Origin of the sequence: Williamsia sp. (assembly GCF_016462415.1) — a bacterium.
In the GTDB taxonomy this organism is placed as follows: domain Bacteria; phylum Actinomycetota; class Actinomycetes; order Mycobacteriales; family Mycobacteriaceae; genus Williamsia_A.
This window is the reverse complement of record NZ_JAEMTF010000116.1, coordinates 1-13,538: the sequence shown is the minus strand read 5'-3', so window position 1 is coordinate 13,538 and position 13,538 is coordinate 1. Positions and strand designations below refer to the sequence as shown.

The following is a 13,538-nucleotide window of genomic DNA, read 5'->3' as shown; positions in this document are numbered from 1 at the left end:
CCCAGGTTGTCGTCGCCGCAGGCGCAGGCGATCTCGACCGAACCGGTGATCACGCCGACCTCGTCGGTCATCACCCCGCCCGGGGCGGCGGTCACGATCGTGGACATTTCGGCCATCTCTAGCATCCGTTCAGCAGGGAGGTGAGTGTCGACTTCTCGCTCGACTGAAGTGACAGACCCCACGCGTGCTTGGAGCCGACCCACATCCGAGCGTAGGTGCAGCGGTAGGAGCTGACCGGGGGCAGCCAGGTGGACGGGTCCTGGTCGCCCTTGGAGCGGTTGGAGCTCGCCGACACCGCGATGAGCTGCGAGTTCGTCAGATCGTTGGCGAACGCCTGACGGCGTGCGGTGGTCCACGACGCGGCTCCGGAGCGCCAGGCCTCGGCGAGCGGGACGATGTGGTCGACGTCGACTCCTGAGGAGGTGGTGATGGTGACACCGTCGTACGGCGATCGCCATGACCCCGCGGTCGGCTGGCAGTCGCTACCCACGACCACCCCCGATCCGTCGCGCTTGAGAACCGTCTCGCGGGTGTCGCACGTGCCCGACTGGGTGATCCAGTGCGGGAACTGTTCTCGCGAGTAGCCACTCATCGAGCCCTCGGCGACGACCGAGAGTCCGGCCAGCTCTGACTTCGCGGTCGCGACCGACGGGATGGCCGGCGGTGTGGCGCCGGCGACCGACGTCGTGATGCCGAGCCCGGCTGCGACGCAGCCGATCACGACGGACACGGTGGCCGCCGAACGGATGGTGATGCGATGGAACATGTCTGCGCCCTTGGCTCGACCCCCGTCGACCCCCTGCTGTGGACGCTAGGGCGGACGTATGGACGGCATGTTGACGCAAGCCAAATGTTAGAACAACTAATGAAAAGGGCTCAGGAAGCGACGCCCAGTCGCAGCAGGCCGGTGGTGGTGGCCGCGGCGATCAGCGTGATCACCAGGGGCGCTCGCCGGACCGCGAAGAGACCTCCGACCGCGACGCCGGCCAACCGGTCGACGCCGGTGAAACCGTGGTCGTCGACCACCGCGGATCCGATCACGACCGCGGCCAGGAGAGCGGCGACCGCCGCGGTGACGAGGCGGGCGCGTCTGACCGAACTGCCTCCTGCCCGACCCACGAGCCCGACGCCACCGAGCCGCAGCGCGTAGGTGCCGATCGCGAACACCGCCACGCCGATCCATACCGACGTGCTCATCGGTCGGTGGCCGTCGACGCGGATCTCACGACGGGAAGCACACAGAGCGCGAGCAGGGCCAGCACCGGGCCGACCCCCGCGGGAACGAATGGTGTCACCACGACGGCGATGACCGCGGCGACACCGACCACGGCGGCGGTCGCGCGCTCTTTCATCATCGGGATGAGCAGCGCCAGGATCAGTGTCGGGAACACCGCGTCGAGGCCCCATGTGCGCGGGTCGCCGGCGACCGTCCCGAGAACCGCTCCGATGGCGGCGCCGGCCGGCCACGCGACGAACATCGCCGATCCGGCCCACCAGAACACCCGTCGACGATCGGCTGGTGCGCCGTGGTCCGCGGCGAGGGCGACGGTCTCGTCGTTGACGAAGTGCGCCCCGACCAGCGACTGCACCCCCGGACTCAGGTAGGCCGACGCCGACATCCCGTAGGCGATGTTGCGGAGGTTGACCAGCAGTCCGGCCATGACCGCGGCGACCGGCCCGGCGCCCGCCGCGAGCACGCCGACGAAGAGGAACTCCGACGACGCACCGAACACCGCCGCGGCGATGAGCACCACCTGCCACCAGGTGAAACCGGCCGACGTCGCGGTTGCCCCGTACGAGATCCCGACCATGCCGACCGACAGGGCGACGGCGAGGATCGGCTTCGGGTCGACGGCGGTAGATGACCGAGAGAGCGAACGCATGTTCGTCATGGTGAACGTTCGTTGCGGTGTTCGTCAACCCGAACGATCGGCCGCTATGGTGAACGGCGTGTCAGATCGATCTCCGCAACAGCGCGTCGCAGCCTCGCTGGGTCGCGAGCGGGTCGCGGCGGGGATGTCGCAGGCCGAGCTCGCCCGCCGCGCGAGTGTCGCGAAGTCGACGCTGTCGCAGCTCGAGTCGGGCATCGGCAACCCGAGCCTGGAGACGCTGTGGGCGTTGAGCACCGCCCTCGGCATCCCGTTCTCGCGTCTGGTCGACCCACCGTCACGGCGGGTGGAGGTGATCCGGGCCGGGGATGGGCCGGGCATCGCGTCCGGCGACGCCGACTACATCGCCACCCTGCTCGCCTCGTCGCCGCCCAACGCTCGTCGCGACATCTACGCCATTCGCGCCGAGCCGGGCTCGGTTCGAGCGTCGGTGCCGCACGCCCCGGGCGTCGTGGAACACCTCATCCTGGGCAGTGGCCGCGCCCGCGCCGGGCCGACGGACGCCCCGGTCGAGCTGGGACCCGGCGACTACATCAGCTACCCCGGCGACGAGGACCACGTGTTCGAGGCGTTGACGCCGGGAACGGTCGCGGTGCTCATCACCGAGCACGTGTGAGCGGACGAGGCGGACGCGAAGCGCGGGGTCACCGCGATCCGTGTGGTTACGGTGGAGGGGTACGCCGGGTTCAGTAGCAAGCCCTCACGCAACTCCCTTAGGAGCACGGATGCCTACTGTTTCACGCACCTTCACCGTCAACGCCACGCCCGACAAGGTCGTCGAGTACCTGTCCGACTTCTCGCATGCCACGGAGTGGGATCCGGGAACCGAGAAGTGTGTGCGCGTCGACGACGGCCCGGTCAAGGTCGGATCGAGCTGGCACAACGAGTCCAAGATCGCCGGCGTCAGCACCGAACTGACCTACACGCTCAAGACCCTGACCGCCGACACCATCGTCCTGGTGGGTGAGAACAAGACCGCCACGTCCACCGAGACGATGGAGGTGAAGCCGGTCGGCGTGGGCACGGAGCTGACCTACACCAACGAGATCGAGCTCCACGGCGCGGCCAAGATCGGCGCCCCAGCAATGAAATTGGTCTTCGAGAAGGTCGGGGTGGACACCGAGAAGCAGCTCACCGAGGTGCTCAACGGACTGCCCGCATGATCGCCGGTGACGACACGTCGACCGACAAGCCGGTCGTCCCGTTGACCGAGCACCTCGAGCGCGCTCGTGAACGTCACGAGGAGATCGCCGAGGAGCCCGACACCTACGTGGCACCGGCGGACGAGGCCTGACCTCCCGCTGAACCGAGAACGAAAGACCGGAAGACGACGGCCCACTGGACCCTCGCCTTCCGGTCTTTTCTCATCGGCGGATTACTTGCCGGTGGCCGGGGCCGGAGGTGTCGGTGCTCCCTGGCCCGCTGCTGGAGGTGTCGGTGCTCCCTGGCCTGCGGCCGGTGGCTTCGGCGCGTCCTTGCCGTCGGGTCCGGCGCCGGGACCGCCCTGCGGGCCGCCCTTGCCGTCCGGGGCGGGCATGCACATCGGGCCGCCCTTCTCGCCCGGCCCACCGGGGCCGCCCTTCGCATCGGGCGCTCCCTTGCCATCAGGTCCGGCAGGGCCGCCCTGCGGACCGCCGTTCGCGTCCGGCGCCGCGGGTGCACCGGACTCGCCCGGCGCCGCGGGTGCACCGGACTCGCCCGGGCCGCCGGAGGCGGGCAGTGCGCTGCTCGACGACGCGTTGCTCACGTCCTCGTGCACGGGGTTGGCCAGGAAGACAGCCGACGCGACGACGGCGCCGATGATCGCCGCGCCCACACCGACCGCGGTCACCGGGACCCACGGCTTGGTGCCGGCCTGGCTGCGCATGCGCGACCAACGGGACTGCGTCGCCACGGGCTGTTCAGCGGGCGGTGGCGTGGTCGCTGAGTACGCGGTCGGGCCCTCGATCGGGGCGGTCGAGGGTGACTGCCCCTGGCCGACCGGCTCCATCCTGCTGGTGGGGTTGTCGTCCGGGCCGGAGGGCGAATTCTTGTCAGCCATGTCGTGCTCCTTCGTGTGTTCGGGTTGATCTCGACTGATCCGACGGTGACGGCGCAGGCTGAAGTCACCCTGAAGGTCCGGGCTCGGGCAGCAACTCTTCAGCGCAGCTTCAGGCGTGTGACAACAATTGAGGTGTGGCCGACAAGAAGCAGGACTTCCGCACCGCACGGCGGGTGGTGGTCGTCGAGGACTCCGACGCGATCCGCGAACCCGTCGTGGCCGCCTTCGCCGACGCCGGGTACGCCGCGCACGGCGCCGTGTCGGGGGACGACCTCGAGCAGATCATCGACGGCCGTCGGCCCGACCTGTTCATCCTCGACGTGATGCTGCCGGGCGGGCGAGACGGTTTCGACCTCATCGAGGTCATCCGCCAGCGCTGTGACGCCGGGATCATCATGGTGACCGCGCGCGACCACATCGACGATCGGCTGCGCGGACTCACCGGCGGCGCCGACGACTACCTGGTGAAGCCCTTTCTGCTCGACGAACTGCTCGCCCGGGCGTCGGCGGTGTTGCGGCGACGTGGCCGTGCCGAGACCGCGGTGTCGGTCGGGGACCTGCTCGTCGATTCCGACGCGGGCACCGTCACGCGCGGCGACTCCGTCCTCGACGTGACCGCGACCGAACTCCGGCTCGCCGAGTTCCTGGTCAACCAGCGCGGCCGCACAGTCACCAAACCTCAGATCCTGCAGGCGGTCTGGGGGTACGACGCGTACGACGTCAACCTCGTCGAGGTCCACGTCAGCGCACTGCGCCGCAAGATGGAGGCCCACGGCCCGCGGCTGATCCACACGGTGCGCGGACTCGGATATGTACTGCGGGTGGACCGGTGAGACCGCGGTGGCCCGCGCGCAGGCGGGCGCGGACCGCGCCGGACGGTGACGGGCCCACCACGGCCACGCCGTCCCTGCGGCGCCGCGTACTGATCGTTGTCGTCGCGCTGTTCGCGTTCCTGCTCGTGGTGGTCGGCGTCTCGGTCGACATCGCGCTCGGACACCAACTGCGCAGCGACCTCTCGGCCCGACTGAAAGACCGCGCCGACCGGTCGGTGTCCCTGGCCGCTGAGGGTTACAGCCCACAGGATCTGGTGTCGGCGTTGCAGGGCGACGCGATCCGAGTGCGGCTGCAGACCAGCGACGGCACCGTCTACGGCGGACCACCGCAGCTGCCGACCGAGGCCGACACCGGCGACGCACCGGTACCGACCCCACCCGACGGTGGACGCGGACCGGGTACGCCCGGTGATCCGTCCGGGCGCCCGCAGGGTCCCGGAATCGGACCGGACCGGGGACCGCCCCGACCGGCCACCGATTCGCTCGTGGTGTCCCGTCGCCTGCCGGACGGTTCCATGCTGACGCTGCTCGGCGACACCACCTCCATCACCCAGGTCCGTCACCAGCTGCGGTGGCTGATGGCCGGCGCCGGCGCGGCGACGCTGCTCATCGCTGCATTGGCGATGGTCGTCGCGGTCCGTCGTGCGTTGCGACCGCTCGACGCGATGGTCGCGGTGGCCCGCGGCATCACCTCCGGCGACCGCGGCCGGCGAGTCCGGCCACAGTCGCCCGACACCGAGCTCGGTCGCGCGGCGGGGTCGGTGGACGAGATGCTCGACGCGCTCGAGTCGGCCGAGGCGGCGGAGCGGGCAGCCGCCGACGTCGCACGCCGCGCCGAGGCGGAGACCAAACGCTTCCTCGCCGACGCCGCCCATGAACTGCGGACCCCCATCGCCGGGCTGTCGGCGGTGGCGGAGTCGTTGAGTCGCGACGGGACCTCACGACCCGACCGGCTGCCCCGCTGGACCGAGCTGCTGCTGGGGGAGTCGCGGCATGCCGCCCGGCTCGTCGACGACCTGCTCGATCTCGCGCGCATCGACGCCGATCCAGCCCTGGTCCGAGCCGACGCCGACCTCGTCGAGGTGGTCTCGGTGGCCGCCGAACGCTCGCGCCTGGTGAACCCCGGGACACAGATCGAGCTGACCGGATCGCCTGCCGTGCCCGTGTCGGTCGACGCGGGCCGCATCGGTCAGGTGGTCGCCAACCTCATCGACAACGCCGTGCGCGTGACACCTCCGGGCGGGACCATCGACGCCGACGTGGCGGTCACCGACACCGTCGCGACGGTGACCGTCACCGACCAGGGCCCCGGCGTGCCCGACGACGAGCGCGAGCGCATCTTCGAGCGACTGGTCCGCCTCGAGGAATCCCGGGCCAGTGTCGGTGCCGGGCTCGGCCTGCCGATCGCGCGCGCCCTCGCCCGGGCGCACGGCGGCGACGTCGTGTGCGTCCCGCATGTCGGAGGTGCCCGATTCGTCCTGACTCTTCCGGTGGGCGTCACGAATCCGTCACGATCGTTGTCCGACCACTCGGGTAGCGTCGAATCCACGCGCTCGACGACCGCCACCGGACGCTCGTAAAGTCTCGGCAGTCGGCCGAGAACTCCGTAACATCGGTGGAAGTGCCCGGAATATCCGCAGCGCCCTGATGTTGCCGACGACGACGTCCGAGACACCTGAAGCAGCCCAGGTGCCCGGCGATCGCCCGACACCGCGACCACGCCTGACACGGAGATTCGATGACCACGAGTACCGACGAGATCAGTTCTCGTCCCGCCGCGGCCGCGCACCTGACGCGCGTCTGCTTCAAGTTGGGGCCACCTCGACTCATCGGTGCCGAACTCGAATGGTTCACACGACGCGTCGACACGGTCGACCCGTCACCTCGCGCGCGTGCACTCACCGACGACTCACCTCGGCCCGAGCTCGCCGACCTCGCGGTCGCCCTCGGCCCGCACGCACCGCAATCGATCGACCCGGGATCACCCGGGGCCCCGCTGAACTCCGGAAGTGTTGTCTCCGTCGAGCCGGGTGGGCAGGTCGAACTCTCCAGCAGTCCCGAGACGGATGTGCCGTCACTCCGCCGGGCGCTGGCCTCCGATGAGCGACAACTGCGGGCGCTGCTCGCCACCCGTGGGATCGAGATGGTCGGCGGAGCCGCTGACGGCGTCCGCCCCCCGCACCGGTTGTTGACCACCGAGCGGTATCGCGCCATGGAGGAGTCCTTCGCCCGTCGTGGCCAGTTCGGTCGGTTGATGATGTGCAACACCGCCGCCGTCCAGGTGGCCTTCGACGCCGGTGCCGACGTCGAGAAAGCGGTTGCACGCTGGACGCTGCTGCACACCATGGGGCCGGCCCTGATCGCGGCGTTCGCGAATTCTCCCGACCTGCACGGCGCGAGCGATCAGCGCTGGGCATCGCAACGCATGCGGGCCTGGCTCGAGATCGACCGCACCCGCATCCCGCCGCCGGCCCAGACCGTCGACGACTACACCGCGTGGGTGCTCGACATCCCGCTGCTGTGCGTCCGGTGCGCCGACGGGACGCTGTGGTCGCCGCCCGCGGGAGCGACTCTCGGTGACTGGATGGACGGGCGACTCGACGAGCGGGTCGGGCGTCGTCCCACCGCCGACGACCTCGACTACCACGTCAGCACCGTGTTCCCGATGGTCCGACCCAAGGGCTACCTCGAGGTGCGCTACCTCGACGGCCAGCCCGACGGGTTGTGGGGCGTGCCGATCGCTGCCCTGGCCTCCCTGATGTCCGGTGACCCCGTCGCCGACGCGGCCACCGAGATCGCCGCACCGACCGCCGACGCGTGGACGCGCGCGGCCCGATGCGGACTCGAGGACGCCGAGCTACGCACGGCCGCACACCGATTGCTGACCCTGGCGGCCGACGCGACCGACACCGCCGACGAGCGAGAGATCCTCGGGGCCGCCGCTGCGCGCTGCGCCCGTGGAGTGATGCCAGGAGAGGAACCCACCTCATGACCACGACCGACGCCGGATCCATCGAACGCAGGCGGCTCGCGGAGGTGCTGCGCAGGGCGCGTGAGCGCACCGCCGGACTCACCGACGCCGTGTCCGATTCCGAACTGCGAGCCCAACATTCCGAGCTGATGAGCCCGCTGGTGTGGGACCTCGCCCACATCGGTAATCAGGAAGAACTGTGGCTCATCCGGGAGGTCGGTCGTCGTGCGCCGATCCGCGCCGACCTCGACGACCTCTACGACGCGTTCCGACACTCGCGGTCGTCGCGTCCGGGTTTGCCGATCCTCGATCCGACCCAGGCCCGTGAGTACACCGCCGCCGTGCGCGCTCATGCGCTCGAGGTCCTCGACTCGACACCGCTGACCGGCGATCGCCTTGTCGACCGGGGATTCGCGTTCGCGATGATCGCGCAGCACGAACAGCAGCACGACGAGACCATGTTGGCGACCCACCAGTTGCGGGCGGGTTCGGCCGCATTGACCGCGCCCAGGCCACCGGCCGCCAACGCCGTCCCCGGCGACGAGATCGTCGTCCCCGCAGGGGAGTTCACCATGGGCACCGACACCGACCCGTGGGCGCTGGACAACGAGAGCCCGGCGCATCGGGTGTACTTGCCCACCTATGCGATCGACCGGTTCCCGGTGACCAACGGGGAGTACCTCGCGTTCATCGCCGACGGAGGGTACGAGCGTCGGGACCTGTGGTCGGTGCGCGGGTGGGAACACCGCATCACCGCCGACCTCACCGCGCCCCAGTTCTGGGAGCGAGACAGTGACGGTTCGTGGTGGCGTCGCGCGTTCGGTGTCCGGAACCCGGTGCGCCCCAACCAGCCGGTCGTGCACGTCTGCTTCCACGAGGCGGAGGCCTTCGCCCGCTGGGCGGGCAAGCGTCTACCCACCGAGGCCGAATGGGAGAAGGCCGCCCGCTTCGACCCGGCGACCGGACGCTCCGGCGGCCGCTACCCGTGGGGCGAGGACGATCCCACCGCCACGCAGGCGAACCTCGGTCAGCGACACCTCGAGCCCGCCGACATCGGTGCCTACCCCGACGGGGCGTCGGCGCTGGGTGTGGAGCAGATGTTCGGCGACGTCTGGGAATGGACCTCCAGCGACTTCACGGCCTACCCCGAGTTCGCGATGTTCCCCTACCCCGAGTACTCCGAGGTCTTCTTCGGCGGCGACTACAAGATGCTGCGCGGCGGTTCGTTCGGGACCGACCCGGTGGCGGTGCGTTCGACGTTCCGCAACTGGGATCACCCGATCCGCCGTCAGATCTTCTCCGGCTTCCGGCTGGCACGGGACGTCGCCTGAGAAGATGTGTCGTCATCTGGGTTATCTCGGTCCCGCCGTCGGTGTCGGTGACATCCTCACCCGCGGTTCGCATTCGCTCGTCGTCCAGTCCTGGGCACCCACCGACATGCGGTGCAGTGCGGTCGCCAACGCCGACGGTTTCGGCGTCGCATGGTGGCCCGGCAGCGACGACGAGGCGGGCGGCAAGGACGCCACCTCCCATCGCAGTGTCGCCCCTATCTGGTCGGACCCCTCGGTGACCGACGTGCTCCCGCACACCCGGTCGCAGGCCGTGCTCGGTGCGGTCCGATCGGCGACGACGGGGATGCCGATCACCCACACCGCCTGCGCCCCCTTCGTCGACGGCGGGTGGGCCTTCAGTCACAACGGGGTCGTCGCCGACTGGCCCGCCTCGCTGTCGACGCTGGCCGAGGGTGTGCCGGTGACCGATCTACTGCGACTGCCGGCCGCCACCGACTCGGCCGGCCTGTGGCTCATCATCAAACACCTTCTGCGCAGCCATTCCCCGGCCGACGTGTTGCGTCGCGTCATCGCGGATCTCGACATCTCGGGACCCGGCTCGCGACTGAACCTGATGCTCTGCGATGGCACCACGATCTGGGCCACCGCCGTGCATCACTCCCTGTCCACCCTCATCGGCGACGACGAAGTACTCGTCGCGTCGGAACCCTTCGATGACGACCCCCGATGGACCCCGGTGCCCGACCGGTCGATCGTCACCGCCACTCGCACGGCGCTGACGGTCGAGTCGTTGTGACCCACTGACCCCGGGCGATATCGCCTTTCCGCGCAACCAGACTTCTCTCTTCAGCTCCAGGAGGCACCACGTGTCCATGCCGGCACTCGAGATCCACATCAGCCCTGACGACGTCGACCAGTCACTTGTCGACGACGTCCGCGACGGATTGACCGCGTCACCGAAGAACCTGCAGCCCAAATGGTTCTACGACGAGCAGGGCAGCAAGCTGTTCGAGCAGATCACCGCGCTGCCCGAGTACTATCCGACCCGTACCGAGAAGGCGATCCTGGCCGCGCACGCCGACGACATCGTCGACGCCACCGGGATGACGACCCTCGTCGAACTGGGTTCGGGCTCCTCGGAGAAGACGCGCCTGCTGCTCGACGCCGGCCTCAAGGGCGGCACCTTGGCGACCTATGTCCCGCAGGACGTCTCGGTGACCGCGCTGCAGGGCGCGGTCGAAGAATTGGCGCAGGAGTATCCGGGTCTCGATGTCGCAGGCATCGTCAGCGACTTCACCGACACCGTCGCCTCGATCCCGGTCCGCCCCAATCGCACCGTCGCCTTCCTCGGCGGGACGCTCGGGAACCTCGTGCCCGAGCAGCGTGCGGCTTTCCTTTCCGACATCGCCGCCGCGCTGCGGCCCGACGAGCACCTGCTCATCGGTGTCGGCCTGGTCATCGACCCTGCCGTGCTGGTTCCGGCCTACGACGACGCCCAGCAGGTCACCGCCGAGTTCAACCTCAATGTGCTGTCGGTCCTCAACGCCCGCCTCGGCGCGGACTTCGATCTCGACGGATTCGAGCACGTCGCGATCTGGGACGCCGAGAACGAGTGGATCGAGATGCGGCTGCGGTCACGCCGCGCCCAGGACGTCCGGATCGCGGACCTCGACCTCGACGTCTCGTTCACCGAGGGCGAGGAGATGCGCACCGAGATCTCCGCGAAGTTCCATCGCACCGGCATCACCGATGAACTGGCCACCGCCGGCTTCGGCGTGGAGCAGATCTGGACCGACGCCGACGAGCGCTTCGCCGTGGTGCTGGGTCGTAAGCGCTGAGACCTGGCGGGCGAGCGTGCGGACGGTCTAGTCGAAGTCCCGCATGCTCGCCCCGAACGGGATGGCGACGACGATGGCGAACGCGGCGAACAGTGACGTCCCGACCGCGAACGCGACGAACAGCACCAACCACTGACGTCGGTACCGATCGATCGCGAACGCTCCCACCCAGGCGATGACCGTCCACGTCGCCATACCGATGACGCACACCGTGTCCCCGACAGTGGGTCGTATGTTCAGGACCGAGACGCCGATCCACCCCGCGATCAGCACCGCGGAACCGGTGAACCATCCGCCCACCAACCCGACGGTCGTGTGGACGACGATCCGCAGAAGCGACAGCCACCCGACCGGACGGGGCTCGACGAGGAACTCGTCATCGGTGCTCACGCGGACCTCCTCCTGCTGTCGGCTCGGGGGTGCATTCAGTCGTCGGTGAACACCTGGTTGTCGACGACACGCTCGCCGACCATCCGGAGCAGCGCGTCGATGCGCTTCTGGACCGGCTCGGGCGTGACGTCGCCCGGCAGCACGCTCGCGAAGAACGCCGTCCCGGCCGCGATGAGGATCATCGCGAGAGCGTCGTTGGCCGCGTTCTCGCGATCGGCGGGCTCGGCCGCGTCCGCGTACTGCGACGCCGCCGATCCGGCCAGGCTCTGCCACAGCGCCTCGCCGACCGCGGGGTCCGACTCGAAGGTGCTCAGCAGTCCGGGAATGGCGGCGCGTAGGCCGGGGTCGGAGAACAGAGTGCGGCTCTGGTTGATGACCGCATCGATCCACCCGTCGGGTTTCTCGGTGGCGATGTCGTAGAACTCGAGTCGGTCGCGCAGGACCGCGGTCAGCACGAGTTCGGCCTTCGTGCCCCACCGGCGGGAGATGGTGGCCCGCCCGACACCTGTGCGTGCGGCGACCGCGCGCACGCTGAAGTCGTTCCATCCCACTTCGACCAGCATCTCCCGAACCACCGGGAGGACACGGGCGTCGATGGTGGCATCGCGCGGACGGCCTCCGCGCGCCTGGGCACCCGAATCGGGTGAATCGGACGACTCGGAGCCTGATGATGACATCTCAGGTGTAGCCACTCCCACCCTTCCTGTGCCAGTGGTATCGTATCCACTGGTATCGATACTGGTTCGGCCACATAGCGATGGGAATACGCCATGACCTCTGACAATCGTATGACGAGCGCGGCGCTCGATCCGGCTGCCTGCCCGTTCATGCACGACGGATTCGACTTCACCAGTCCGGATCTGTTGGTCAAGGGACTGCCGGTCGACGAGTTCGCGCAACTCCGCAAGACCGCTCCGGTCTGGTGGAATGCGCAGAAGCCCGGCACCGGCGGCGGTTTTCACGATGGTGGCTACTGGGTGGTCACCAAGCACGAGCACATCCGAGAGATCTCCAAGAACGATGCGCAGTGGTCGACCAATGACAACGGCGTGATCATGCGGTTCGAGGACGACATGCCGCCCGAGGCGCTGGAGATCACCAAGGCGCTGCTGATCAACAACGACCCGCCGTCGCACACCCGCCTGCGCAAGCTGGTGTCGCGCGCGTTCACCCCGCGTGCCGTGCAGGGTCTCGAGGAGAAGCTGGCCGACGCCGCGCAGACCATCGTCAAGGAGGCCGCCGCCACCGGGAAGGGCGACTTCGTCCACCAGGTCGCCGTCGAGCTGCCCCTGCAGGCGATCGCCGATCTGCTCGGTGTGCCGCAGGAGGATCGTCACAAGCTGTTCGAGTGGTCGAACTCGATGATGAACGCCGACGACCCGGAATTCACCATCGACCCGACCACCGCGTCCGCGGAGGTGCTCGGTTACGCCTACCAGATGGCCGAGTCGCGCAAGGCCTGTCCGGTCGACGACATCGTCTCCACGCTCGTCAACGCCGACATCGACGGCCAGTCCCTCGACGAGATCGAGTTCGGTTACTTCTTCATCCTGCTCTCGGTCGCGGGCAACGAGACGACGCGTAACGCGATCAGCCACGGCATGAACGCGTTCCTCGACAACCCCGATCAGTGGGAGTTGTTCAAGCGCGAGCGGCCGGCCACGACCGCCGACGAGATCGTCCGCTGGGCAACCCCGGTCAACTCGTTCCAGCGCACCGCGCGTGAGGATCTCGTGCTCGACGGCGTGGAGATCAAGAAGGGGCAGCGGGTCGGGATGTTCTACGGCTCGGCCAACTACGACGAAGAGGTCTTCACCGACCCCTTCACCTTCGACATCACGCGCGACCCGAACCCGCACGTCGGCTTCGGTGGTCACGGAACCCACTACTGCATCGGTGCCAACCTGGCGCGCATGGAGATCAACCTGATCTTCAACGCCATCGCCGACCACATGCCCGACATCCACAAGACCGCGGAGCCCGATCGCCTGCGGTCGGGTTGGCTCAACGGCGTCAAGCGGTTGCCCGTCGAGTACGCCTGAGCCCACACGTTTCTCGGCATACAAGCCGAGAATGTACCGCCTGTCCCGATGACGTGATCGGCATCCACGAGGGGAGTTCCATCATGACCGTATTCGGATTGATCCTGATAACGCTGGGCCTCATCGTGGGCGCGCAGTGGCTGTGGGTCCTCGGCATCGTGATCGCCGGGATCGCAGTCCTCAGCGCGCTACGCGGTGTGCACACCCGGATCGTCCCGGGACGCGCGCACTACATCTGACGC

At 68.9% G+C, this 13,538-nt stretch carries 17 protein-coding genes; 11 read left to right on the top strand and 6 right to left on the bottom strand.

The window, feature by feature from the left end:
* Nucleotides 1–118: 118 nt before the first annotated feature.
* From JHC79_RS20195 to JHC79_RS20185, 3 genes are all read right to left on the bottom strand, one after another.
* Nucleotides 119–766 (bottom strand): HNH endonuclease family protein, encoded by a 648-nt coding sequence (locus tag JHC79_RS20195; RefSeq protein ID WP_296394180.1) that lies wholly within the window; start codon nucleotides 764–766, stop codon nucleotides 119–121.
* A gap of 110 nt (nucleotides 767–876) precedes the next feature.
* Entirely contained in the window at nucleotides 877–1,197 is a 321-nt protein-coding gene (locus tag JHC79_RS20190; protein ID WP_296394177.1) for an AzlD domain-containing protein, read from the bottom strand.
* Nucleotides 1,194–1,883 (bottom strand): AzlC family ABC transporter permease, encoded by a 690-nt coding sequence (locus tag JHC79_RS20185; protein ID WP_296394176.1) that lies wholly within the window; start codon nucleotides 1,881–1,883, stop codon nucleotides 1,194–1,196. The genes JHC79_RS20190 and JHC79_RS20185 overlap by 4 nt, the downstream gene beginning before the upstream one ends.
* 55 nt (nucleotides 1,884–1,938) lie before the next feature.
* On the opposite strand from JHC79_RS20185, the gene JHC79_RS20180 reads away from it, so the two are divergent.
* The 3 genes from JHC79_RS20180 to JHC79_RS20170 all read left to right on the top strand — a co-directional run bounded on the left by JHC79_RS20180 (nucleotide 1,939) and on the right by JHC79_RS20170 (nucleotide 3,183).
* Nucleotides 1,939–2,505, top strand: coding sequence for an XRE family transcriptional regulator (locus JHC79_RS20180; RefSeq protein ID WP_296394174.1), 567 nt, complete (start codon nucleotides 1,939–1,941; stop codon nucleotides 2,503–2,505).
* Between the two features lie 109 nt (nucleotides 2,506–2,614).
* Nucleotides 2,615–3,052: a DUF6263 family protein gene (locus JHC79_RS20175; protein ID WP_296394172.1), complete on the top strand. Its 438-nt coding sequence runs from the start codon at nucleotides 2,615–2,617 to the stop codon at nucleotides 3,050–3,052.
* Nucleotides 3,049–3,183: a hypothetical protein gene (locus tag JHC79_RS20170; protein WP_296394170.1), complete on the top strand. Its 135-nt coding sequence runs from the start codon at nucleotides 3,049–3,051 to the stop codon at nucleotides 3,181–3,183. The genes JHC79_RS20175 and JHC79_RS20170 overlap by 4 nt, the downstream gene beginning before the upstream one ends.
* An 81-nt stretch (nucleotides 3,184–3,264) precedes the next feature.
* Here JHC79_RS20170 and JHC79_RS20165 read toward each other — a convergent pair whose 3' ends face one another.
* A complete protein-coding gene (locus JHC79_RS20165; protein WP_296394168.1) occupies nucleotides 3,265–3,930 on the bottom strand; it encodes a hypothetical protein in 666 nt (221 codons plus the stop codon).
* A gap of 134 nt (nucleotides 3,931–4,064) precedes the next feature.
* Here JHC79_RS20165 and JHC79_RS20160 point away from each other — a divergent pair, with 134 nt between their 5' ends.
* The 6 genes from JHC79_RS20160 (at nucleotide 4,065) to egtD (ending at nucleotide 10,864) form a co-directional block, all read left to right on the top strand.
* Nucleotides 4,065–4,763, top strand: a complete 699-nt coding sequence (locus JHC79_RS20160) for a response regulator transcription factor (RefSeq protein ID WP_229704913.1) — start codon at nucleotides 4,065–4,067, stop codon at nucleotides 4,761–4,763.
* Nucleotides 4,760–6,343: a HAMP domain-containing sensor histidine kinase gene (locus tag JHC79_RS20155; RefSeq protein ID WP_296394165.1), complete on the top strand. Its 1,584-nt coding sequence runs from the start codon at nucleotides 4,760–4,762 to the stop codon at nucleotides 6,341–6,343. Before JHC79_RS20160 ends, JHC79_RS20155 begins: the two co-directional genes overlap by 4 nt.
* Before the next feature lie 158 nt (nucleotides 6,344–6,501).
* Nucleotides 6,502–7,755: an ergothioneine biosynthesis glutamate--cysteine ligase EgtA gene (gene egtA, locus JHC79_RS20150; RefSeq protein WP_296394163.1), complete on the top strand. Its 1,254-nt coding sequence runs from the start codon at nucleotides 6,502–6,504 to the stop codon at nucleotides 7,753–7,755.
* Nucleotides 7,752–9,065, top strand: a complete 1,314-nt coding sequence (gene egtB / locus JHC79_RS20145) for an ergothioneine biosynthesis protein EgtB (protein ID WP_296394160.1) — start codon at nucleotides 7,752–7,754, stop codon at nucleotides 9,063–9,065. The genes egtA and egtB overlap by 4 nt, the downstream gene beginning before the upstream one ends.
* Nucleotides 9,066–9,069: 4 nt before the next feature.
* Complete coding sequence (gene egtC, locus JHC79_RS20140) at nucleotides 9,070–9,822, top strand: ergothioneine biosynthesis protein EgtC (RefSeq protein ID WP_296394158.1); 753 nt, start codon at nucleotides 9,070–9,072, stop codon at nucleotides 9,820–9,822.
* A gap of 70 nt (nucleotides 9,823–9,892) precedes the next feature.
* Nucleotides 9,893–10,864 carry an L-histidine N(alpha)-methyltransferase gene (gene egtD, locus JHC79_RS20135; RefSeq protein ID WP_296394157.1) on the top strand — a complete coding sequence of 324 codons (972 nt, stop codon included), beginning with the start codon at nucleotides 9,893–9,895 and terminating at the stop codon, nucleotides 10,862–10,864.
* A 27-nt stretch (nucleotides 10,865–10,891) separates the two neighbouring features.
* Here egtD and JHC79_RS20130 read toward each other — a convergent pair whose 3' ends face one another.
* Together JHC79_RS20130 and JHC79_RS20125 are read right to left on the bottom strand one after the other, a co-directional pair.
* A complete protein-coding gene (locus JHC79_RS20130) occupies nucleotides 10,892–11,254 on the bottom strand; it encodes a hypothetical protein (RefSeq protein ID WP_296394155.1) in 363 nt (120 codons plus the stop codon).
* Between the two features lie 35 nt (nucleotides 11,255–11,289).
* Nucleotides 11,290–11,817 carry a TetR family transcriptional regulator gene (locus JHC79_RS20125; protein WP_296394153.1) on the bottom strand — a complete coding sequence of 176 codons (528 nt, stop codon included), beginning with the start codon at nucleotides 11,815–11,817 and terminating at the stop codon, nucleotides 11,290–11,292.
* Between the two features lie 207 nt (nucleotides 11,818–12,024).
* On the opposite strand from JHC79_RS20125, the gene JHC79_RS20120 reads away from it, so the two are divergent.
* Together JHC79_RS20120 and JHC79_RS20115 are read left to right on the top strand one after the other, a co-directional pair.
* Nucleotides 12,025–13,296 (top strand): cytochrome P450, encoded by a 1,272-nt coding sequence (locus JHC79_RS20120; RefSeq protein ID WP_296394151.1) that lies wholly within the window; start codon nucleotides 12,025–12,027, stop codon nucleotides 13,294–13,296.
* Between the two features lie 83 nt (nucleotides 13,297–13,379).
* Nucleotides 13,380–13,535 carry a hypothetical protein gene (locus JHC79_RS20115; RefSeq protein ID WP_296394150.1) on the top strand — a complete coding sequence of 52 codons (156 nt, stop codon included), beginning with the start codon at nucleotides 13,380–13,382 and terminating at the stop codon, nucleotides 13,533–13,535.
* Nucleotides 13,536–13,538 lie beyond the last annotated feature (3 nt).

Bases quoted from the DNA above. Each gene is read 5' to 3' on its own strand.
- JHC79_RS20165 (WP_296394168.1), bottom strand. From the start codon at position 3,930: ATGGCTGACAAGAATTCGCCCTCCGGCCCGGACGACAACCCCACCAGC.
- JHC79_RS20180 (WP_296394174.1), top strand. From the start codon at position 1,939: ATGGTGAACGGCGTGTCAGATCGATCTCCGCAACAGCGCGTCGCAGCC.
- JHC79_RS20170 (WP_296394170.1), top strand. From the start codon at position 3,049: ATGATCGCCGGTGACGACACGTCGACCGACAAGCCGGTCGTCCCGTTG.
- JHC79_RS20195 (WP_296394180.1), bottom strand. From the start codon at position 766: ATGTTCCATCGCATCACCATCCGTTCGGCGGCCACCGTGTCCGTCGTG.
- egtC (WP_296394158.1), top strand. From the start codon at position 9,070: ATGTGTCGTCATCTGGGTTATCTCGGTCCCGCCGTCGGTGTCGGTGAC.
- JHC79_RS20115 (WP_296394150.1), top strand. From the start codon at position 13,380: ATGACCGTATTCGGATTGATCCTGATAACGCTGGGCCTCATCGTGGGC.
- JHC79_RS20125 (WP_296394153.1), bottom strand. From the start codon at position 11,817: ATGCTGGTCGAAGTGGGATGGAACGACTTCAGCGTGCGCGCGGTCGCC.
- JHC79_RS20185 (WP_296394176.1), bottom strand. From the start codon at position 1,883: ATGCGTTCGCTCTCTCGGTCATCTACCGCCGTCGACCCGAAGCCGATC.
- JHC79_RS20190 (WP_296394177.1), bottom strand. From the start codon at position 1,197: ATGAGCACGTCGGTATGGATCGGCGTGGCGGTGTTCGCGATCGGCACC.
- egtB (WP_296394160.1), top strand. From the start codon at position 7,752: ATGACCACGACCGACGCCGGATCCATCGAACGCAGGCGGCTCGCGGAG.
- egtA (WP_296394163.1), top strand. From the start codon at position 6,502: ATGACCACGAGTACCGACGAGATCAGTTCTCGTCCCGCCGCGGCCGCG.
- JHC79_RS20120 (WP_296394151.1), top strand. From the start codon at position 12,025: ATGACCTCTGACAATCGTATGACGAGCGCGGCGCTCGATCCGGCTGCC.
- JHC79_RS20175 (WP_296394172.1), top strand. From the start codon at position 2,615: ATGCCTACTGTTTCACGCACCTTCACCGTCAACGCCACGCCCGACAAG.